This window comes from Methylobacterium phyllosphaerae (genome assembly GCF_001936175.1).
Classification (GTDB): domain Bacteria; phylum Pseudomonadota; class Alphaproteobacteria; order Rhizobiales; family Beijerinckiaceae; genus Methylobacterium; species Methylobacterium fujisawaense.
In genome coordinates, this window is sequence record NZ_CP015367.1 from 1,944,228 (window position 1) to 1,960,860 (window position 16,633).

Here is a 16,633-nt window from a genome sequence, read left to right on the forward strand (position 1 = left end):
GCTCCCGCGACCATCCGAGACGTGGACCCTGCTACAGACCCGTCGGCGCGAGCCGGCGGGTTTTTTATGACCTGCGCATCGTCATCGCGAGCGGAGCGAAGCGACCCAGGGACACGCGACAGCCTGAGACCGCGCGCTGCCTTGGATTGCTTCGCTCCGCTCGCAAGGACGCGAAACGCAAGAAGCCGCCCCGGATGAGCCGGGACGGCTTCTCAGACATCGGGAGCGTCGGAACGCCCTTCGATGGATCAGGCGGCCTCGGCGACCTGGCTCGGACCGGAATCCTTGCCGCGGGCCTCGACGTCGCGATCGACGAACTCGATCACGGCCATCGGGGCGTTGTCACCCTGGCGGAAGCCGGCCTTCATGATGCGGCAATAGCCGCCCGGACGGCCCTTGTAGCGCGGGCCGAGCACGGTGAAGAGCTTCTTGACCATGTCGGCATCGCGCAGCTGCGCCATGGCGAGACGCCGGGTGTGAACGCTGTCGATGCGGCCGAGCGTGATCAGCTTCTCCACCACCGGGCGCAGATCCTTGGCCTTCGGCAGGGTGGTGATGATCTGCTCGTGCTTGAGCAGAGCGACCGACATGTTGGCGAACATCGCCTTGCGATGCTCGGCGGTGCGGTTGAAACGGCGGCCGCGATAACCGTGACGCATGGTGCTGGCTTCCTTTTCGTCTCGGCCGCCGTGCCACGGTACGGCCGGGTGCCCCGAAATCGGGGCGGTTGATTCCGCATGACCCTGCGGCGGGATTCTTTCGGGACCTCGCGTCGGCTCGGCGAAGTCCCGGGTCTGGACCGGCCAAACCGACGGCGCCGTACAGCGCCGCCCCGTTCAGCCCGAGGCGGCTTCGCCTCTCAGTAGTGCTCCTCGAAGCGCTTGGCGAGGTCCTCGATGTTCTCCGGCGGCCAGCCGGGGATGTCCATGCCGAGGTGCAGGCCCATGCCGGCGAGCACTTCCTTAATCTCGTTGAGCGACTTGCGGCCGAAGTTCGGGGTCCGCAGCATCTCGCCCTCGGACTTCTGGATGAGGTCGCCGATATAGACGATGTTGTCGTTCTTCAGGCAGTTCGCCGAACGGACCGACAGCTCGAGCTCGTCCACCTTCTTGAGCAGCGCCGGGTTGAAGGGCAGCTGCGGCGCGAGCGGCGCGGCCTCTTCCTTGCGCGGATCCTCGAAGTTCACGAAGACCTGCAGCTGGTCCTGGATGATGCGGGCGGCATAGGCCAGCGCATCCTCCGGCGAGACCGCGCCGTTGGTCTCCACCGTCATGGTGAGCTTGTCCTTGTCGAGATCCTGGCCCTCGCGGGTCGTCTCGACGCGGTAGCTGACCTTGGTGACCGGCGAGAACAGCGAGTCGACCGGGATCAGGCCGATCGGGGCGTCCTCGGGGCGGTTGCGCTCGGCCGGGACGTAGCCCTTGCCGGTGGCGACCGTGAACTCCATCCGGATCTCGGCGCCGTCGTCCAGCGTGCAGATCACGAGGTCGGGGTTCAGGATCTGGATGTCGCCGACCGTGCCGATGTCGCCGGCCGTGACGAGGCCCGGGCCGGTCTTGCGCAGGGTCATGCGCTTGGGCGCGTCCGTCTGCGAGCGGATGGCGATGGTCTTGATGTTGAGGACGATGTCGGTCACGTCCTCGCGCACGCCGGGGATCGACGAGAACTCGTGCAGCACGCCGTCGATCTGCACCGAGGTCACGGCCGCGCCCTGGAGCGACGACAGGAGCACCCGGCGCAGGGCGTTGCCCAGCGTCGTGCCGAAGCCGCGCTCGAGCGGCTCGGCGACGACGGTCGCGACCCGCTTGGGGTCGTCGCCGGTCGTGACCTGCAGCTTGTTCGGCTTGATCAGTTCCTGCCAATTCTTCTGAATGACCACGATCCTACCTCTCGTCCATGCCCGGGATCCGCGACGCCCGTTCCCGCGCTTCGGCCGTTCGGCGCCGCCCCTTGGCGCCCCGAACGGTCCCTGAATCCGTGTTTGCCGTTACTCGCCGCCGACCCAGAGTGCCGGAACGAAGCTGTATCCCGCCCCGTCCCGATCCACGTAGCCGAGCGCCGGGAATTCGAGATGCGAGCCGGCGATGAAGGTCCGCTCGCTCGCCACCGCGTCCATGATCTTCTTGCGCGTCTCCCGCGCCTGATCTCCGTCGACGTCGAAGCCCACACCCGCCTGCGGGTTCTTGAACTGGATCGCCGGCAGGTGCACCACATCCGTCCACATCAGCAGCGACTGTCCACCGGAGACGATGCGGAAACCGCAATGGCCCGGCGTATGGCCGGGCAGATGGAGTGCGGTGATGCCGGGCAGAACCTCGCCACCCCGATGCTCCCGCATCCGCTTGGCATAGGGCGCCACGGCCTTCCGGGCGCCCTCGAAATACGGCTTGGCCGCATCCGGCGCCCGCGACAGGGCCTCGTCCGGCAGCCAGTGGGCCGCCTCGTCGGCGTGAACCACGATCTCGGCGTTCGGGTATCGGGCCGCACCGTCCTTCACGAGCCCGCCCACATGGTCGGGATGCAGGTGGGTGACGAGAACGGTTTCGATCTCCTCCGGCTTGACGCCCGTGAGCGCCAGCGCCGCGCCGGCCCGGCCGAGGGTCTCGGCCGGAGCCAGATCGCCATAGCCCGTATCGATCAGCACCGGCTTGCGGCCGGCGCCGGTGATCAGGAAGGCGTTCAGCGTGATCTTGGGCTGCTCGGTGCGGAAGCCCGCCACCTGTAGCCGCCCGGCCTCCTCCTGGGAGATCCCCGTGACGAGATCGAGGCTGGCCTGAAACCAGCCGTCGTTGAGCGCGGTGACCGTAAGGTCGCCGAGGTTCCAACGCAGCACGCCCGGAAGCGGCTTCGATCCCGTCATGAGCTTCTCCGTCAAAAGGCTTCTCCGGCGCGGATCAGACGCGGCGACGCTTGCGCGGCCGGCAGCCGTTGTGCGGGATCGAGGTGACGTCGCGGATCGACGTCACCGTGAAGCCCGCGGCCTGGAGGGCGCGCAGCGCCGACTCGCGGCCCGAACCGGGACCCGACACCTCGACCTCGAGGGTGCGCATGCCGTGCTCGGCGGCCTTGCGGCCGGCATCCTCGGCGGCAACCTGAGCGGCGTACGGGGTCGACTTCCGCGAGCCCTTGAAGCCCATGGCGCCGGCGGACGACCACGAGATCGTGTTGCCCTGCGCGTCCGTGATGGTGATCATCGTGTTGTTGAACGAGGCGTTCACGTGGGCGACGCCCGACACGATGTTCTTGCGCTCGCGGCGGCGGACGCGTTGCGGTTCCTTAGCCATCTGTTCTCACTCTTCCTTCAGGCACGCCCGTAACACCAGGCGCTCGGGATTCTTCTTGGGACTTGGCCGCTTGGCCCGTGCAGGGCTGGCGAGCCAGGGCCGGGCGCCTCATGGGACGCCCAGCGGGACGGAATGGAGGCCGCGCGAAGCCCGGCCTCCCGATCCCAAAAGATTACTTCTTCTTGCCGGCGATCGGCTTCGCCTTGCCCTTGCGGGTGCGGGCGTTGGTGTGGGTGCGCTGGCCGCGGACCGGCAGCTGCTTGCGGTGACGCAGGCCGCGATAGGCGCCGAGATCCATCAGGCGCTTGATGTTCATCGACACTTCGCGGCGCAGATCGCCTTCGACCAGGTAGTCGCGGTCGATCGTCTCGCGGATCGAGAGAACCTCGGCGTCAGTCAGCTGGTTGACCCGACGTTCGGCGGGGATGTTCACCTTCTGGGTGATCTCCTCGGCCTTCTTGGCGCCGATGCCGTGGATGTACTGAAGCGCGATGACGACGCGCTTGTTGGTCGGGATGTTGACGCCTGCGATACGGGCCACGATCACTCTCCATGTCAGGCCCGGGGATCCGGGCAGGTGTCGCGCGCGTCCGGTGGAGGCCGGCCCCTGCGCACGTGAAACGACGACGCGGCCCGCGGGCGGCCCTGGAAAGGGCACCTCGGACCATCGTTCGGTTGGACGAAGGAGGGCCTGCTAGCGCGCGGGCGGCCCGATGTCAACGACCGTCAGGCATGGCCGCGTCCCGTCATGCGCCGCGTGCGGGACCCGGGCCGAGAAGATCGAGGAGCCAAGATGGCGGTTCTGACCAGCGACGGCGCAACGCTCCGGGCCTTCGCCGATTCGGTGTTGCGGGCCGCCGAGGAAACCCTGGACGAGGTCCTGCCGGTGACGCTCGCGGTGATCGGCGGCATCCTCGCCGAAGCGGAGCCCGGCTCCGTGGCACTCCAGAGCGCGGATGACGGGCCGCCCCTGCTCTGGGCGACCTTCGCGGGGCGCCGTATGGTCTTCCGCTACAACCCGATGACGGCGATGATCGAGCTGCGCATCGGCACCGACGAGGGCTACCCGTTCCGCCTGTTCGGCCACCGCTCGCTTCAGATGGACATCGCCAACTTCTTCGGGAGCCTGCGTCGCGAAGGGCGGATCTGATGCATCGTCCAGGGCGCTGCGAGTCGGCAGCCGCGTCTCAGCGGAAGCCCTGGTTCCGCAGCCGGCAATAGCCGCCCATGTCCTGATAGCCCGCGGGGCAGCGGCGGGCGCAGGTCCCCGCCACATACTTGAGCGGCGGCCGGCAGGCATGGCGGAAGCGCTTCTGCCCGTACACGAAGGACTGGGCGGGGCTCTGCGCGAAGGCCGGCAGAGGGGGGAGTGCGACCGCGAGGAGGAGCGTCGCGGTGGCGAAGAGGCGGAGGGTCATGGCGATTCCGATCCGGGATGCGCCTCTCAACCCACTGACCGCGCCTCGGGTTCACGTCCGCGCGCCACCGAGCGGTCGGCGCGCGGCGATCGACTCAGGAGGCGACACGCTCCTCGTGCGGCTCCAGCACCGCCATCAGGTCGGCCGTGACCTTGTCGATCGGCTGCATGCCGTCGATGGTCTCCAGCATGCCCTGCTTGGCGTAATAGGCCGACAGCGGGGCCGTCTGGGCGCGATAGGCCTCGAGACGCTGCTTGAACACCTCCGGGGTGTCGTCCTTCCGCACCGCCTGGCCGCGGGCCAAGGTCTCGGCGGCCCGCTTCTCGATGCGGCCGACCAGGGCGTTCTCGTCGACCTTCAGCTCGACCACCGCGGAGAGGCCCATCCCCTTACCGGCCAGCATCGTGCCGAGGGCCTCCGCCTGCGCCACCGTGCGCGGGAAGCCGTCCAGGATGAAGCCGCGGCGGGCATCCGCCTCCTCGATCCGCTCGGCGACGATGCCGACCACGATCCGATCCGAGACGAGACCGCCGGATTCCATCACGGCCTTGGCCTCGAGGCCGATCGGCGTCCCGGCGGCTACAGCCGCCCGAAGCATGTCGCCGGTGGAAAGCTGCGGGATGCCGAAGCGCTGTACGATCCGCTCGGATTGCGTCCCCTTCCCCGCACCGGGCGGCCCGAGCAGAATGATACGCATGGCGTTGTCCTCGTTCGGCCCACTCTCTCTGTGGGCACAAGCCGTGGTGGCGAAGCCTCCCTGGCATCGCCGGGTTCGGGGTCTTCTAGCCGGTCAGGGCCCGACAGGCATCCAGACCTTTGGGCCAGAGGCGGGCGTGTCCTTGGTGACGGCCCGCCTCTGTAGCAGGCTCAGCGCCGGCGTTGCGTGGTCGAGGCGCCACGCAGCTTGGCCTTCTTCACGAGGCCCTCGTATTGATGGGCCATCAGGTGCCCGTGGATCTGCGCCACGGTGTCCATCGTGACCGAGACCACGATCAGCAGCGACGTGCCGCCGAAACCGAGGCTCGCCGCCGCGTAGGACGACAGGATCTCCGGGCACAGGCACACCAGGGTCAGGTACAGCGCGCCGATCACCGTGATGCGGGTCAGCACCTTGTCGATGAACGCCGCGGTGCGCTCGCCCGGCCGGATGCCCGGGATGAAGCCGCCATGCTTCTTCAGATTGTCGGCCGTCTCCTGCGGGTTGAAGACCACCGCGGTGTAGAAGAACGTGAAGAAGATGATCAGCGCCGCGTAGAGCACCATGAACAGCGGGGTGCCGTGGCCGAGATAGGCCGTCACCGTGCCGAGCCAGCCGGTGGCGCCGCCATTGGCCGAGAAGCTCGCGGCGGTCGCCGGCAGCAGCAGAAGCGACGAGGCGAAGATCGGCGGGATCACGCCCGAGGTGTTGAGCTTGAGCGGCAGGAACGAGGTCTGGCCCTCGTACATGCGGTTGCCGACCTGGCGCTTCGGGTAGTTGATCAGGAGGCGGCGCTGGGCGCGCTCCATGAACACGATGAAGTAGACGAGCGCCACGGCGGCGACGCCGACGCCCAGGATGATCGCCGGGGACAGGGCACCGGTGCGTCCGAGTTCCAGCGCGCCCGCGATCGCCACCGGCAGGTGGGCGACGATGCCCGCGAAGATGATCAGCGACGAGCCGTTGCCGATGCCGCGCGAGGTGATCTGCTCGCCGAGCCACATCAGGAACAGGGTGCCGCCGGTGAGCGTGATCACCGTCGAGGCCAGGAAGAACGGTCCCGGATCGATCGCGGCCGAGGAGCCCTGCAGGCCGATGGCGATGCCCCAGGATTGCACCAAAGCCAGCACCACCGTCAGGTAGCGGGTGTACTGGTTGATGACCTTGCGGCCGGACTCACCCTCCTTCTTCAGCGCCTCCAGGCTCGGGATCACCGAGGTCAGGAGCTGCACGATGATCGAGGCCGAGATGTAGGGCATGATGTTCAGGGCGAAGATCGCCATGCGCTCGACCGCGCCGCCCGAGAACATGTTGAACAGGCCCAGCACGCCGCCCGATTGCTGCTGGAAGTTCCGGGCGAACTGCTCCGGGTCGATGCCGGGGATCGGGATGTACGTACCCAGCCGGAACACCACGAGGGCGCCGAGCGTGAACCAGATGCGCTTCTTCAGCTCATCGGCCTTGGCGATCGCACCGAAATTGAGGTTGGCGGCAAGCTGCTCGGCGGCTGAGGCCATAAGCGTCGCGTCCTGGACATGTCGCCGGGCGGTGGAGCCCGGATGAAACGAAAAACGGCGGCCCGCGTGGTCGCAGGGCCGCCGCTCGAAGGTTCGGCTTAAAGGGTGCGCGGAAACCGTGCAACGGGTCCCGGCGTCGCTCCCGTCAGGCCGTCGCCGCCTCGCTGCCGCCGCGGGTGGAAGCACCCTGGGCGTAGACGACGGTGACCGAGCCGCCGGCCTTCTCGACCGCCTCGACGGCGGACTTGGAGGCGCGGGTGACCTCGAAGCTGAGCTTCGCGGTGAGCTCGCCGACGCCGAGCAGCTTCACGCCGTCGCGGGGACGGGCGATGAGGCCGGCGGCGACCAGGCTCTCCACCGTCACGGTGGCGGCCTTGTCGAGCTTGCCCGCGTCGACAGCCTCCTGGATCCGGCCGAGGTTCACCTCGTTCAGGTCCTGGGCGTAGAGGTTGTTGAAGCCGCGCTTCGGTAGGCGCCGATGCAGCGGCATCTGACCGCCCTCGAAGCCCTTGATGGACACGCCGGTCCGGGCCTTCTGACCCTTCACGCCGCGGCCCGCGGTCTTGCCCTTGCCGGAGCCGATGCCCCGGCCGACGCGCATCCGGTCCTTGGTGGCGCCGGGATTGTCGCTGATCTGGTTGAGCTTCATCGGGACCTCCTCACGCCACGTCGCCGTGGACGCGCACGAGGTGCGCAACCTTGCGGATCATGCCGCGCACGGAGGGGGTATCCTCCAGCTCGGACACGCGGTGGAGCTTGTTGAGCTTCAGGCCGATCAGCGTCGCGCGCTGGCTGGCCTCGCGGCGGATCGGCGAGCCGATCTGCTCGATGCGGAGAGTCTTCTGTGCCATCGGACCCTCCCCTTACGCGACCGCGGCTTCGGACTGGTCGGCCGGGTCGGCATCGCGGCGGCGCGACTGGAGGGTCGACACCTTGATGCCGCGGCGGGCCGCCACGGAGCGCGGGCTGTCCTCGTTCTTGAGCGCCTCGAAGGTGGCGCGCACGAGGTTGTAGGGGTTCGAGGACCCCAGCGACTTGGCGACGACGTCCTGCATGCCGAGGGTCTCGAACACGGCGCGCATCGGGCCGCCGGCGATGATGCCGGTACCCTGCGGAGCCGCGCGGAGGATCACCTTGCCGGCGCCGTGGCGGCCGTTGACGTCGTGGTGCAGAGTCCGTCCCTCGCGGAGCGAGACGCGGATCAGGCCGCGCTTGGCGGCCTCGGTCGCCTTGCGGATGGCCTCCGGCACCTCACGGGCCTTGCCGTGGCCGAAGCCGACGCGGCCCTTCTGGTCGCCGACGACGACGAGGGCCGCGAAGCCGAAGCGACGGCCGCCCTTCACCACCTTGGCGACGCGGTTGATGTGGACGAGCTTGTCCACGAACTCGCTGTCGCGCTCCTCGCGATCATCGCGGCGGCCGCGGCCCCCGCCTTCCCGTTCACGTGCCATTGCTTTACCCGTTCATCTCACTGGCGCAGGCGGCGGGCCTGCTCGCTCGATTGCTTCGAATGCCGGACATGCACCGCACGTCCGGCCCGCCGTCGTTCAAAGATCCCGATCGGGGCCGCCGGCGGCGGATGCGCCGCCGGCGAGGTCCCTAAGATCAGAACTCCAGGCCACCCTCGCGGGCGGCCTCGGCCACGGCCGCGACACGGCCATGGTAGATGTAGCCGGAGCGGTCGAAGATCACCTTCGTGACGCCCGCGGCCTTGGCGCGCTCGGCGACCAGCTTGCCAACCGCCTTGGCGGCGGCGACGTCGGCGCCGGTCTTGAGTTCGCCCTTGAGGGCCTTGTCGATCGACGAGGCCGCGGCCAGCGTCTTGCCGGCGACGTCGTCGATGACCTGCACGTAGATCTGCTTCGACGAGCGGAACACCGAGAGCCGCGGGCGGCCGTTGGCGGCGGCCCGCAGCGCGCGGCGGACGCGCGCCTTGCGGCGATCGAGGGCTTCGAGCTTGCGAGACATGATGCCCTCCTTACTTCTTCTTGCCTTCCTTGCGGAAGATGAACTCGCCCGCGTACTTCACGCCCTTGCCCTTGTAGGGCTCGGGTCCGCGGTAATCGCGGATCTCGGCGGCGACCTGACCGACCTGCTGGCGGTTGATCCCGGAGATCGTGATCTCGGTGGGCTTCGGGGTAGCGATCGTGATCCCCGTGGGGATCGCGTATTCGATGTCGTGGCTGTAGCCGAGCGACAGCTTGAGGGCCTTGCCGGCCATCGCGGCGCGATAGCCGACGCCGGTGATCTCGAGCTTCTTCTCGAAGCCCTTCGACACGCCCTCGGCGATGTTGGCGATCTGCGCCCGCGACGTGCCCCACAGGGAGCGCGCCGGCTTGGACTGGTTGACGGGCTGCACCTCGATGGCGCCGTCCTTCATCGCCACGGCGACGAGCGACGGGACGTCGTAGGACAGTTCGCCCTTCGAACCCTTCATCTTCACCGTCTGACCGGTGACCGTGGCGGTAACGCCCGCCGGCACGGGGACCGGCTTCTTGCCTACGCGAGACATGGGATAACCTCCTTATGTCCCGATCAGAACACGGTGCAGAGCACTTCACCGCCGACGTTGCGCTCGCGCGCCTCGTGATCGGCCATGACGCCCTGCGGGGTGGAGACGATGGTGACGCCGAGGCCGTCGGCCACGTGCGGCAGCTCGCCGACGGACGAGTAGACCCGGCGGCCGGGCTTCGAGACGCGCTTGATCTCGCGGATCACCGGGCGCCCGTCGTAGTACTTGAGCTCGATGGCGAACTCGGTGCGGCCGTTGCCGAGGTCCGTCGCCGCGTAATCGCGGATGTAGCCCTCGGCCTTCAGGACGTCGAGAACGCTGGCACGCAGGCGCGAGCCGGGCGTCTGGACGACGTTGCGACGGCGCAGCTGGCCGTTGCGGATGCGGGTGAGCATGTCGCCCACGGGATCGTTGACCATGGGGACCTCCTTACCAGCTCGACTTGACCAGGCCGGGGATCAGGCCCCGGTTGCCAAGCTCGCGCAGCGCCACGCGGGAGATGCCCATCTTGCGGTAATAGGCGCGCGGGCGGCCGGTCATGCCGCAGCGATTGCGGATGCGGGTGGCCGACGAGTTGCGCGGCAGTTCCGCGAGCTTGAGGCGCGCCTCGAAGCGCTCCTCCATCTCGAGGGCTTCGTTGTTGGCGATCTCGAGGAGCGCCTTCCGCTTGGCCGCGAAGCGCTTCACCAGCGCCTTGCGAGCCTCATTCTTCTCGACTGAGCTTTTCTTCGACATGTGGTCTATCTCCGGTGTCCGCGTCTGAAGCCCGAGAGCTTCACTGCCGGAACGGGAACTTGAAGGCGGCGAGCAGGGCCTTGGCCTCGGCATCGGTCTTGGCGGTGGTCGCCACGACGATGTCCATGCCCCAGGTCTGCTCGGCCTTGTCGTAGGAGATCTCCGGGAACACGAGGTGCTCCTTGAGACCGAGGGCGTAGTTGCCGCGGCCGTCGAACGAGCGCGGGTTCAGGCCGCGGAAGTCACGCACGCGCGGCAGCGCGATGGTGATCAGCCGGTCCATGAACTCGTACATGCGCTGCTTGCGCAGGGTCACCTTGCAGCCGATCGGCATGCCCTCGCGGACCTTGAAGGTCGCGATGGCCTTGCGGGCCCGGGTGATGACCGGCTTCTGGCCGGCGATCAGGGCGAGGTCGCCCGCCGCCACCGAGGCCTTCTTCGAGTCCGCGGTGGACTCGCCGACGCCCATGTTGATCACGATCTTGGTGATCTGCGGCACTTCCATCGGGTTCTTGTAGCCGAACTCTTCGATCAGCTTCTGGCGAACCACCTCGTCGTAGTGCTTGCGCAGGCGCGGGGTGTAGGCGTTCTTGTCGGCCTCAGCCATCGATCTGATCCCCCGTGGTCTTGGCGAACCGGACCTTGCGCCCGTCTTCGAGGATGCGGAAACCCACGCGGGTCGGCTTGCCGTTGGCATCCGCGACCGCGATGTTCGAGAGCTGGATGGCGGCCTCCTTGGAGATGATGCCGCCTTCCTGGTTCTGGGTCTGCTTCTGGTGCTTCTTGACCAGGTTGATGCCGCGCACGAAGGCCCGGCCTTCCTTCGGCAGAACCTGGATCACCTCGCCCGACCGGCCCGAATCGCGGCCGGTGAGCACGACGACCTTGTCGCCCTTCTTGATCTTGGCAGCCATTACAGCACCTCCGGAGCCAGGGAGATGATCTTCATGTGGTTGCGGGCGCGGAGCTCGCGCGGAACCGGTCCGAAGATACGGGTGCCGATCGGCTCCTTCTGATTGTTGATCAGGACCGCGGCGTTCTTGTCGAAGCGGATGACCGAACCGTCGGCACGCTTCACGTCCTTGGCGGTGCGGACGACGACCGCCTTCATGACGTCGCCCTTCTTGACGCGACCGCGCGGGATCGCCTCCTTGACGGAGACGACGATCACGTCGCCCACGCCGGCATACTTGCGCTTCGACCCGCCGAGAACCTTGATGCACATCACACGGCGTGCACCCGAGTTGTCGGCGACGTCCAGATTCGTCTGCATCTGGATCACGTGCGTGACTCCTTGTTTCAGGCGGGTTTCCGCACACGGACGGTATTGCCCGGCGGACGACGCCTGATGGGGACCTGATGTCCCCGGCTCATGTGTTCGACCGCGCTGGCGGTGTCGCAAGGACACCGGCGCGGTCACCGCGTTCACAGGGTGCGAGCACCCATCGGAATGTCGCGAAGGCCGGGCGGATACTACGGGCCGCCCCGGATGGCAAGCGGAGCGGCGCGAAATCGTCGGCGGCGCATGGCTGGATTGACCCGATGCACGGCCTGGTTCCAGTCGGCGCCCGGCAAGAGGGCGCGTCGCATGGGGATCGTCGGCGCGCCCCGATTCGGCCTCGCGCGCACGACTCGCTGCGGATGCGTCGTGCGGGCCGGCGTGCCTCTCAAAACGCGACGACCGGCGCGCCTCTCGGCGCACCGGTCGCTGAGCGCTCGGGCGAGACTCAGGCGGGCTGGCCGCCTGATTCGAACAGGAAGCCGTCGAGGCTCGGGATCGTCACCGACGCGCCGCTCGCGGGCTTCGACAGGCGCCAGGGCCGCTCCGAGCGGGCGCGGATCGCTTCGGAGGGGCGGAGCCGCCGCATGAGACCGTCCTCGCCGACCTCCTCGATCGCCAGGAATCCGTAGACCTGAAGCCGGGAGGCCGTCAGTTTCGTCCCGCGATCCTCGGCGGCGACGACCATGCTGCCGGTGGCGTAGACGGCATCGAGCAGGGACCGCTGCTCGCTGCGCCGGCGGCTGCGTGCCTCCCACTCGCCCGGTGCCTGGGCGGGAATGGCCCGCCGGAACGGAACGACGTTGCTGACCGCGACGCAACCCATACGCAAAACCCTTGACGCAGACCCGCGGCGGCACACGGGCCGCCCGTTGATCGCGACAATTCGACGGATCGCTTTAATTCTCCGTAGACCCTGCCGGCGCCCCCCTGCCCCGATCCGGTACGTCCCCTCCGGCAACCCGGCAGGATTTGCCGGCTTGCCCGCGTCCGGGGCGGGGTCCTCACGGCGGCCGCACCGGCCGTCAACGGGCCTCCTCTCATCTCCGCCGGATTGCTTCGGCCCCTCTGGGCTGCCTCCTCCCCCCGACAGCGGAGTGGGACGCATCGCGTGACGGTTTCGGCGGGAGACCGTTTCATCGCCGGCCGAATCCGAGGTCGCGGCCATCGTTCGATCCGGCACGACGGGCGACCCAGGGGCCTGCTCCGGTCAGGATGGCCTCAGCCGAGATGCGCCTTCGGTCGCGAGCGGCGCCGCACGAGCCGCGCGGCGAGCCTGTCGAGGGCGACGCACAGGCCCGCGTAGAGGGCGCCGACGAACAGGAAGATCTCGGCCGGGTAGACCATGGTGCGGTTGTTCACCTGGGTGCTCACGAAGGACAGCTCGGGCACGCCGATCACGTAGGCGAGCGAGGTGTCCTTGATGAGCGTGGTCCATTGATTGACGAAGGACGGCACCATGGCCCTGAGCGCCTGTGGCAGGACGATGAAGCGCAGCACCGGCCAGCGGCCGAAGCCGAGGGCGAGGCCGGCCTCCCACTGACCGTGGCCGATGCTCTCGATCCCGGCCGCCACCCCGTACGAAAGATAGGCCCCGCCGACGAGCGCCAGGGTCGCCGCCACGGTGCCGATCTCCGGAACCGACACGCCGAACAGGATCGGCAGCAGGAAGTAGCTCCAGAAGATCAGCATCACGATCGGCACGGCGCGGAAGATGCCGAGCCCGATGGTCAGAGCGACGCGGGACGGCCCCGCGCTCATCGCCAGGGCGATGCCCAGGACGAGACCCAGCAGAGCCGAGGCGAGGCCGGACAGGCCGGAGAGGATCAGCGTCAGCGCCAGCCCGCCGACCGGGCCCCTGGGCCAGGCGCCGAGCAGCAGGTAGCCGAGATTGTCGGTGATGATCGCAGGGTTCATCGGCGCGGTCCCGGAGCCGCGGCGCGGCGGGCCACCGCCTGCCCCGCCGCCTCGACCAGGGCGACCGCGCCCACATAGAGCAGCGTCGCGATGCCGAAGGCCTGGAAGGTCTTGAACGTCTCGGTCTCCACCTGCCGGGACGCATAGGACAGCTCCGCGAGGCCGATCGTCATGGTGAGGGCGGTGTTCTTGATCGTGTTGAGGTACTGGCCGACGATCGGCAGCCAGGCGACGCGGAGGGCCTGTGGCAGGACGATGTGGCGGAAGGCCTGGACCGGCGTCAGGCCAAGGGCGATGGCCGCCTCCCGCTGGCCGGGGCGGACACCGTTGACGCCTGCCCTGCCCTCCTCGGCGATGTAGGCGCCCGCATAGACGGTGAGGCCGAAGAACCCGGCCAGGGTCTCGTAGGCCGGCCAATGCACGGCGCCGAATCCCAGATCGAGGGCGTGCGGCGTGTTCAGCCAGGTTGTCGCGCCGCTCGGCAACAGGGCTGCGCCCACGAAGTACCAGACGAAGAGCTGCACCAGCAGCGGCGTGTTCCGGACGATCCCGACGAAGCCGGCGACTGCCCGCCCGGCCGCGGCGCCGCCCGCTTCCCGCAGGCAGCACGCCGCGAGACCCACCCCGGTGCCGGCGAGGCACACGGCCGCCGAGAGGGCCAGGGTGAGTTCGAAGCCTCGGATCAGCCAGACGAGGTAGCGAGGCGCCAACAGGTCGCCGAAGAGCTGGCCCATCGCCGTCGCCCGGCCTCGGCTAGTTGCGGTCGCCGATTCGGAACAGGCGCGGCAGCGGCTGCTCGGTATTCGGGCCGAACCAGCGATCGTAGATCTGTGCCGCCTTGCCGCGCGCCTCCAACTCGCGCAGCGCCTCGTTCACGAGATCCCGAAGCCGGCCCTCCCCCTTCGGGATGCCGACGCCGATATAGTCGTTGGAGATGCTGAAGGGCGGGATCTCGTAATTCTGGCGGTCCGGCACCTTCGCCAGCAGCCCGACGAGCTTCGGCCCGTCCTGCGTGATCGCCTGGACGTTGCCGTTGCGCAGGGCCGTGAAGGCGAAGGGCGTGTCATCGAAGGCGACCACCGTCGCCTTCGGGAAGTCCCGGCGCAGCACGATCTCGTTGGTGGTGCCCCTGTCGACGCCGATGCGCAGGCCGTTGAGCTGATCGGGGGACGACAGGGTGCCCTTCTTGGTCAGGAACTGCTGGCCGGACGCGAAGTAGGGGATGCTGAAGTCGAGTTGCTTGCCCCGCTCCTCCGTGATCGTGAAGTTCGCCAGGACCAGATCGACTTTGCCGGAGATCAGCAGCGGGATCCGATTCGCCGGGTTGGTGGGACGCAGTTCGACCTTTACGCCGAGCTTGTCGGCGATGGCCTGGGCGTAATCGACATCGAGTCCGGCAATCTGCAGGGTCACGCGATCAACGAAGCCGAAGGGCGGATTGCTGTCGAAGACGGCCACCCGGAGAACGCCTGCCTTCCGGATGTCGTCGAGCCTGTCGGCCTGAGCTGCACCCACCGAACAAAGGATTGCCAGGGCCAGAGCGAAGAGGCGGCGCACGCGAATCTCCATTGGACGGAGCGGTGACAAAAACTCGGGCCGTTCACGGACGACGAAAGATCTTTGGTGCCGGACGCAAGACGATCTCCGGTCCGGAGAAGACGATCGGAGCGGTCTGTCCCGAGCCTCCGCATCATTCTCTGAAAGCCGCAATCCGATCAACGGACCGGATTTCCGTTTTTCACCGGAACATCAGCACAGCGTGCTGGGGAAGCGTGGAGAAAGGCGGTGGATGTTCTTCTTGCACCGGCAGGAAGAGTCGCGTGATCTTGCCCGGGTTCTGCCGCGGGTTGATGCCATCCCGGATCGAACGCGGGGGCGGCCGTGGTTGACGGTCCGGTGATGCGGTGAGGGTCATGTACGCGCGGACGGGGATTCCGCGCCTTGACCGATCCTTAACCTCCGGCGCGGTGCAGTTTTCTGCCGCCACCGCATTGACCTGCGGGACAACCGCGGCTAGAAGCGCGCCACTTCGGACGGCCATCGGCTGCCGACGGCCCTTGGGCATACCCCCTTGACGCCGCCGCCATCGCCCCGCGCGCTCCGAGGGTTCAAATCGCCTGACGCTTAAGTCAGATCCGTAGGTATGAGCGCGTTCGTTTCGGGCGTGCTCCTCTGCCCACACCGCGCCGAGGGTCCGTGACAGGCCCTCCGGCGCATATTCGTTTTGCGGACTGCCCTGTGCAGTCCGGCCTAGGTGACCGAGGAAGAGGGCACAGGATGCCGACGATCAACCAGCTGATCGCCCAGCCGCGGAAGATCCAGCGGAGCCGCAACAAGGTTCCGGCGCTCGACGCTTGCCCGCAGAAGCGCGGCGTCTGCACCCGCGTCTACACGACGACCCCGAAGAAGCCGAACTCGGCGCTCCGTAAGGTCGCCAAGGTGCGCCTCACCAACGGCTTCGAGGTGATCGGCTACATCCCGGGTGAGGGTCACAACCTTCAGGAGCACTCCGTGGTGATGATCCGCGGCGGCCGCGTGAAGGATCTTCCGGGCGTGCGCTACCACATCCTGCGCGGCGTGCTCGACACGCAGGGCGTGAAGAACCGCAAGCAGCGCCGGTCGAAGTACGGCGCCAAGCGTCCGAAGTAAGTCGGACGCCCGGATTTTTCCCGGGCGCCGGTCTGCGTTTCCACGGCCTCGCAAGGATGTCGCCGGCCTTACGGCTCAGGCGGCCTGCGCGGGGTGCTTAAGATCTTTTCGTTCGAGAGTTCCAGAAGATGTCCCGTCGTCACTCTGCCGAGAAGCGTGAGATCATCCCGGATCCGAAGTACGGGGACGTGGTGCTGACGAAGTTCATGAACTCCATCATGTACGAGGGCAAGAAGTCGACCGCCGAGCGGATCGTCTACGGTGCCTTCGACATCGTCGAGAACCGCGCCCGCGCCAACCCGATCGAGGTGTTCCGCGCCGCCCTCGACAACGTCGCCCCGATGATCGAGGTCCGCTCCCGCCGCGTCGGCGGCGCGACCTACCAGGTCCCCGTCGAGGTGCGCACCGAGCGTCGCCAGGCCCTCGCCATCCGTTGGCTGATCCAGGCGGCCCGTTCGCGCAACGACCGGACCATGATCGAGCGGCTCTCCGCCGAGCTGCTCGACGCCGCCAACAACCGCGGCAACGCCGTCAAGAAGCGGGAAGACACGCACCGGATGGCGGAAGCCAACCGCGCCTTCTCGCACTACCGCTGGTAAGCGGTTCCGCCGTCTCTCAGGAGCAA

Annotated in this window: 25 protein-coding genes; 3 read left to right on the top strand and 22 right to left on the bottom strand. The window is 68.0% G+C overall.

All coding sequences use genetic code 11. The features are described 5' to 3' along the window. Nucleotides 1-248: 248 nt before the first annotated feature. From rplQ to rpsM, 5 genes are all read right to left on the bottom strand, one after another. The gene (rplQ, locus tag MCBMB27_RS08535) at nucleotides 249-659 is read right to left on the bottom strand and encodes a 50S ribosomal protein L17 (RefSeq protein WP_043355049.1); all 411 of its coding nucleotides are present in this window, start codon (nucleotides 657-659) and stop codon (nucleotides 249-251) included. 200 nt (nucleotides 660-859) lie between these two features. Then, nucleotides 860-1,879 (bottom strand): DNA-directed RNA polymerase subunit alpha, encoded by a 1,020-nt coding sequence (locus tag MCBMB27_RS08540; protein WP_010686165.1) that lies wholly within the window; start codon nucleotides 1,877-1,879, stop codon nucleotides 860-862. A 108-nt stretch (nucleotides 1,880-1,987) separates the two neighbouring features. Next, nucleotides 1,988-2,860, bottom strand: coding sequence for an MBL fold metallo-hydrolase (locus tag MCBMB27_RS08545; RefSeq protein ID WP_043355054.1), 873 nt, complete (start codon nucleotides 2,858-2,860; stop codon nucleotides 1,988-1,990). A 34-nt stretch (nucleotides 2,861-2,894) separates the two neighbouring features. Continuing rightward, entirely contained in the window at nucleotides 2,895-3,284 is a 390-nt protein-coding gene (gene rpsK / locus MCBMB27_RS08550) for a 30S ribosomal protein S11 (RefSeq protein ID WP_010686167.1), read from the bottom strand. A gap of 172 nt (nucleotides 3,285-3,456) precedes the next feature. Further along, complete coding sequence (rpsM, locus tag MCBMB27_RS08555) at nucleotides 3,457-3,825, bottom strand: 30S ribosomal protein S13 (RefSeq protein ID WP_010686168.1); 369 nt, start codon at nucleotides 3,823-3,825, stop codon at nucleotides 3,457-3,459. 252 nt (nucleotides 3,826-4,077) lie between these two features. On the opposite strand from rpsM, the gene MCBMB27_RS08560 reads away from it, so the two are divergent. After that, a complete protein-coding gene (locus MCBMB27_RS08560) occupies nucleotides 4,078-4,434 on the top strand; it encodes a hypothetical protein (protein ID WP_043757444.1) in 357 nt (118 codons plus the stop codon). A gap of 37 nt (nucleotides 4,435-4,471) precedes the next feature. Here the strand turns inward: MCBMB27_RS08560 and MCBMB27_RS08565 are convergent, their stop codons facing one another. From MCBMB27_RS08565 to MCBMB27_RS08645, 17 genes are all read right to left on the bottom strand, one after another. Then, on the bottom strand, nucleotides 4,472-4,702 hold the full coding sequence (locus tag MCBMB27_RS08565; RefSeq protein WP_043757447.1) for a hypothetical protein: 231 nt from the start codon (nucleotides 4,700-4,702) through the stop codon (nucleotides 4,472-4,474). 94 nt (nucleotides 4,703-4,796) lie between these two features. Beyond that, on the bottom strand, nucleotides 4,797-5,399 hold the full coding sequence (locus tag MCBMB27_RS08570; RefSeq protein WP_043355040.1) for an adenylate kinase: 603 nt from the start codon (nucleotides 5,397-5,399) through the stop codon (nucleotides 4,797-4,799). A gap of 170 nt (nucleotides 5,400-5,569) precedes the next feature. Beyond that, entirely contained in the window at nucleotides 5,570-6,916 is a 1,347-nt protein-coding gene (gene secY, locus MCBMB27_RS08575) for a preprotein translocase subunit SecY (RefSeq protein WP_043387379.1), read from the bottom strand. 145 nt (nucleotides 6,917-7,061) lie between these two features. Beyond that, on the bottom strand, nucleotides 7,062-7,565 hold the full coding sequence (gene rplO / locus MCBMB27_RS08580; protein ID WP_043355037.1) for a 50S ribosomal protein L15: 504 nt from the start codon (nucleotides 7,563-7,565) through the stop codon (nucleotides 7,062-7,064). Between the two features lie 10 nt (nucleotides 7,566-7,575). Beyond that, on the bottom strand, nucleotides 7,576-7,767 hold the full coding sequence (gene rpmD, locus MCBMB27_RS08585; RefSeq protein ID WP_043355035.1) for a 50S ribosomal protein L30: 192 nt from the start codon (nucleotides 7,765-7,767) through the stop codon (nucleotides 7,576-7,578). A 12-nt stretch (nucleotides 7,768-7,779) separates the two neighbouring features. After that, nucleotides 7,780-8,367 carry a 30S ribosomal protein S5 gene (rpsE, locus tag MCBMB27_RS08590; protein ID WP_043355033.1) on the bottom strand — a complete coding sequence of 196 codons (588 nt, stop codon included), beginning with the start codon at nucleotides 8,365-8,367 and terminating at the stop codon, nucleotides 7,780-7,782. Nucleotides 8,368-8,521: 154 nt separating this feature from the next. Beyond that, nucleotides 8,522-8,884 (bottom strand): 50S ribosomal protein L18, encoded by a 363-nt coding sequence (rplR, locus tag MCBMB27_RS08595; protein ID WP_010686176.1) that lies wholly within the window; start codon nucleotides 8,882-8,884, stop codon nucleotides 8,522-8,524. A 10-nt stretch (nucleotides 8,885-8,894) separates the two neighbouring features. Beyond that, nucleotides 8,895-9,428: a 50S ribosomal protein L6 gene (gene rplF / locus MCBMB27_RS08600; protein WP_043387380.1), complete on the bottom strand. Its 534-nt coding sequence runs from the start codon at nucleotides 9,426-9,428 to the stop codon at nucleotides 8,895-8,897. Between the two features lie 23 nt (nucleotides 9,429-9,451). Further along, nucleotides 9,452-9,847, bottom strand: a complete 396-nt coding sequence (rpsH, locus tag MCBMB27_RS08605; protein WP_012319176.1) for a 30S ribosomal protein S8 — start codon at nucleotides 9,845-9,847, stop codon at nucleotides 9,452-9,454. 10 nt (nucleotides 9,848-9,857) lie between these two features. Beyond that, complete coding sequence (gene rpsN, locus MCBMB27_RS08610; RefSeq protein WP_043387382.1) at nucleotides 9,858-10,163, bottom strand: 30S ribosomal protein S14; 306 nt, start codon at nucleotides 10,161-10,163, stop codon at nucleotides 9,858-9,860. 40 nt (nucleotides 10,164-10,203) lie between these two features. Further along, nucleotides 10,204-10,770: a 50S ribosomal protein L5 gene (gene rplE / locus MCBMB27_RS08615; RefSeq protein ID WP_043348261.1), complete on the bottom strand. Its 567-nt coding sequence runs from the start codon at nucleotides 10,768-10,770 to the stop codon at nucleotides 10,204-10,206. Continuing rightward, a complete protein-coding gene (gene rplX, locus MCBMB27_RS08620) occupies nucleotides 10,763-11,077 on the bottom strand; it encodes a 50S ribosomal protein L24 (RefSeq protein WP_012319178.1) in 315 nt (104 codons plus the stop codon). Before rplX ends, rplE begins: the two co-directional genes overlap by 8 nt. Then, complete coding sequence (rplN, locus tag MCBMB27_RS08625) at nucleotides 11,077-11,445, bottom strand: 50S ribosomal protein L14 (RefSeq protein ID WP_010686182.1); 369 nt, start codon at nucleotides 11,443-11,445, stop codon at nucleotides 11,077-11,079. Before rplN ends, rplX begins: the two co-directional genes overlap by 1 nt. Before the next feature lie 445 nt (nucleotides 11,446-11,890). Then, nucleotides 11,891-12,268, bottom strand: a complete 378-nt coding sequence (locus MCBMB27_RS08630; RefSeq protein ID WP_043348264.1) for a hypothetical protein — start codon at nucleotides 12,266-12,268, stop codon at nucleotides 11,891-11,893. A 395-nt stretch (nucleotides 12,269-12,663) separates the two neighbouring features. Next, nucleotides 12,664-13,359, bottom strand: coding sequence for an amino acid ABC transporter permease (locus MCBMB27_RS08635; RefSeq protein ID WP_075380234.1), 696 nt, complete (start codon nucleotides 13,357-13,359; stop codon nucleotides 12,664-12,666). Further along, nucleotides 13,356-14,093 (bottom strand): amino acid ABC transporter permease, encoded by a 738-nt coding sequence (locus MCBMB27_RS08640; RefSeq protein ID WP_075380235.1) that lies wholly within the window; start codon nucleotides 14,091-14,093, stop codon nucleotides 13,356-13,358. Before MCBMB27_RS08640 ends, MCBMB27_RS08635 begins: the two co-directional genes overlap by 4 nt. Before the next feature lie 19 nt (nucleotides 14,094-14,112). Next, nucleotides 14,113-14,916 carry an ABC transporter substrate-binding protein gene (locus MCBMB27_RS08645; protein ID WP_210187504.1) on the bottom strand — a complete coding sequence of 268 codons (804 nt, stop codon included), beginning with the start codon at nucleotides 14,914-14,916 and terminating at the stop codon, nucleotides 14,113-14,115. Between the two features lie 720 nt (nucleotides 14,917-15,636). Between MCBMB27_RS08645 and rpsL the strand changes: the two genes are divergently transcribed. Together rpsL and rpsG are read left to right on the top strand one after the other, a co-directional pair. Further along, entirely contained in the window at nucleotides 15,637-16,008 is a 372-nt protein-coding gene (rpsL, locus tag MCBMB27_RS08650; protein ID WP_007557568.1) for a 30S ribosomal protein S12, read from the top strand. A 128-nt stretch (nucleotides 16,009-16,136) separates the two neighbouring features. After that, complete coding sequence (gene rpsG / locus MCBMB27_RS08655) at nucleotides 16,137-16,607, top strand: 30S ribosomal protein S7 (RefSeq protein WP_007557567.1); 471 nt, start codon at nucleotides 16,137-16,139, stop codon at nucleotides 16,605-16,607. Nucleotides 16,608-16,633 lie beyond the last annotated feature (26 nt).

What these genes read in the sequence shown, in the direction of transcription:
- rplQ (WP_043355049.1), bottom strand. Translation starts at nt 659, where the DNA reads ATGCGTCACGGTTATCGCGGCCGCCGTTTCAACCGCACCGCCGAGCAT.
- MCBMB27_RS08545 (WP_043355054.1), bottom strand. Translation starts at nt 2,860, where the DNA reads ATGACGGGATCGAAGCCGCTTCCGGGCGTGCTGCGTTGGAACCTCGGC.
- rpsK (WP_010686167.1), bottom strand. Translation starts at nt 3,284, where the DNA reads ATGGCTAAGGAACCGCAACGCGTCCGCCGCCGCGAGCGCAAGAACATC.
- MCBMB27_RS08560 (WP_043757444.1), top strand. Translation starts at nt 4,078, where the DNA reads ATGGCGGTTCTGACCAGCGACGGCGCAACGCTCCGGGCCTTCGCCGAT.
- MCBMB27_RS08565 (WP_043757447.1), bottom strand. Translation starts at nt 4,702, where the DNA reads ATGACCCTCCGCCTCTTCGCCACCGCGACGCTCCTCCTCGCGGTCGCA.
- MCBMB27_RS08570 (WP_043355040.1), bottom strand. Translation starts at nt 5,399, where the DNA reads ATGCGTATCATTCTGCTCGGGCCGCCCGGTGCGGGGAAGGGGACGCAA.
- secY (WP_043387379.1), bottom strand. Translation starts at nt 6,916, where the DNA reads ATGGCCTCAGCCGCCGAGCAGCTTGCCGCCAACCTCAATTTCGGTGCG.
- rplO (WP_043355037.1), bottom strand. Translation starts at nt 7,565, where the DNA reads ATGAAGCTCAACCAGATCAGCGACAATCCCGGCGCCACCAAGGACCGG.
- rpmD (WP_043355035.1), bottom strand. Translation starts at nt 7,767, where the DNA reads ATGGCACAGAAGACTCTCCGCATCGAGCAGATCGGCTCGCCGATCCGC.
- rpsE (WP_043355033.1), bottom strand. Translation starts at nt 8,367, where the DNA reads ATGGCACGTGAACGGGAAGGCGGGGGCCGCGGCCGCCGCGATGATCGC.
- rplR (WP_010686176.1), bottom strand. Translation starts at nt 8,884, where the DNA reads ATGTCTCGCAAGCTCGAAGCCCTCGATCGCCGCAAGGCGCGCGTCCGC.
- rplF (WP_043387380.1), bottom strand. Translation starts at nt 9,428, where the DNA reads ATGTCTCGCGTAGGCAAGAAGCCGGTCCCCGTGCCGGCGGGCGTTACC.
- rpsH (WP_012319176.1), bottom strand. Translation starts at nt 9,847, where the DNA reads ATGGTCAACGATCCCGTGGGCGACATGCTCACCCGCATCCGCAACGGC.
- rpsN (WP_043387382.1), bottom strand. Translation starts at nt 10,163, where the DNA reads ATGTCGAAGAAAAGCTCAGTCGAGAAGAATGAGGCTCGCAAGGCGCTG.
- rplE (WP_043348261.1), bottom strand. Translation starts at nt 10,770, where the DNA reads ATGGCTGAGGCCGACAAGAACGCCTACACCCCGCGCCTGCGCAAGCAC.
- rplX (WP_012319178.1), bottom strand. Translation starts at nt 11,077, where the DNA reads ATGGCTGCCAAGATCAAGAAGGGCGACAAGGTCGTCGTGCTCACCGGC.
- MCBMB27_RS08630 (WP_043348264.1), bottom strand. Translation starts at nt 12,268, where the DNA reads ATGGGTTGCGTCGCGGTCAGCAACGTCGTTCCGTTCCGGCGGGCCATT.
- MCBMB27_RS08635 (WP_075380234.1), bottom strand. Translation starts at nt 13,359, where the DNA reads ATGAACCCTGCGATCATCACCGACAATCTCGGCTACCTGCTGCTCGGC.
- MCBMB27_RS08640 (WP_075380235.1), bottom strand. Translation starts at nt 14,093, where the DNA reads ATGGGCCAGCTCTTCGGCGACCTGTTGGCGCCTCGCTACCTCGTCTGG.
- rpsL (WP_007557568.1), top strand. Translation starts at nt 15,637, where the DNA reads ATGCCGACGATCAACCAGCTGATCGCCCAGCCGCGGAAGATCCAGCGG.
- rpsG (WP_007557567.1), top strand. Translation starts at nt 16,137, where the DNA reads ATGTCCCGTCGTCACTCTGCCGAGAAGCGTGAGATCATCCCGGATCCG.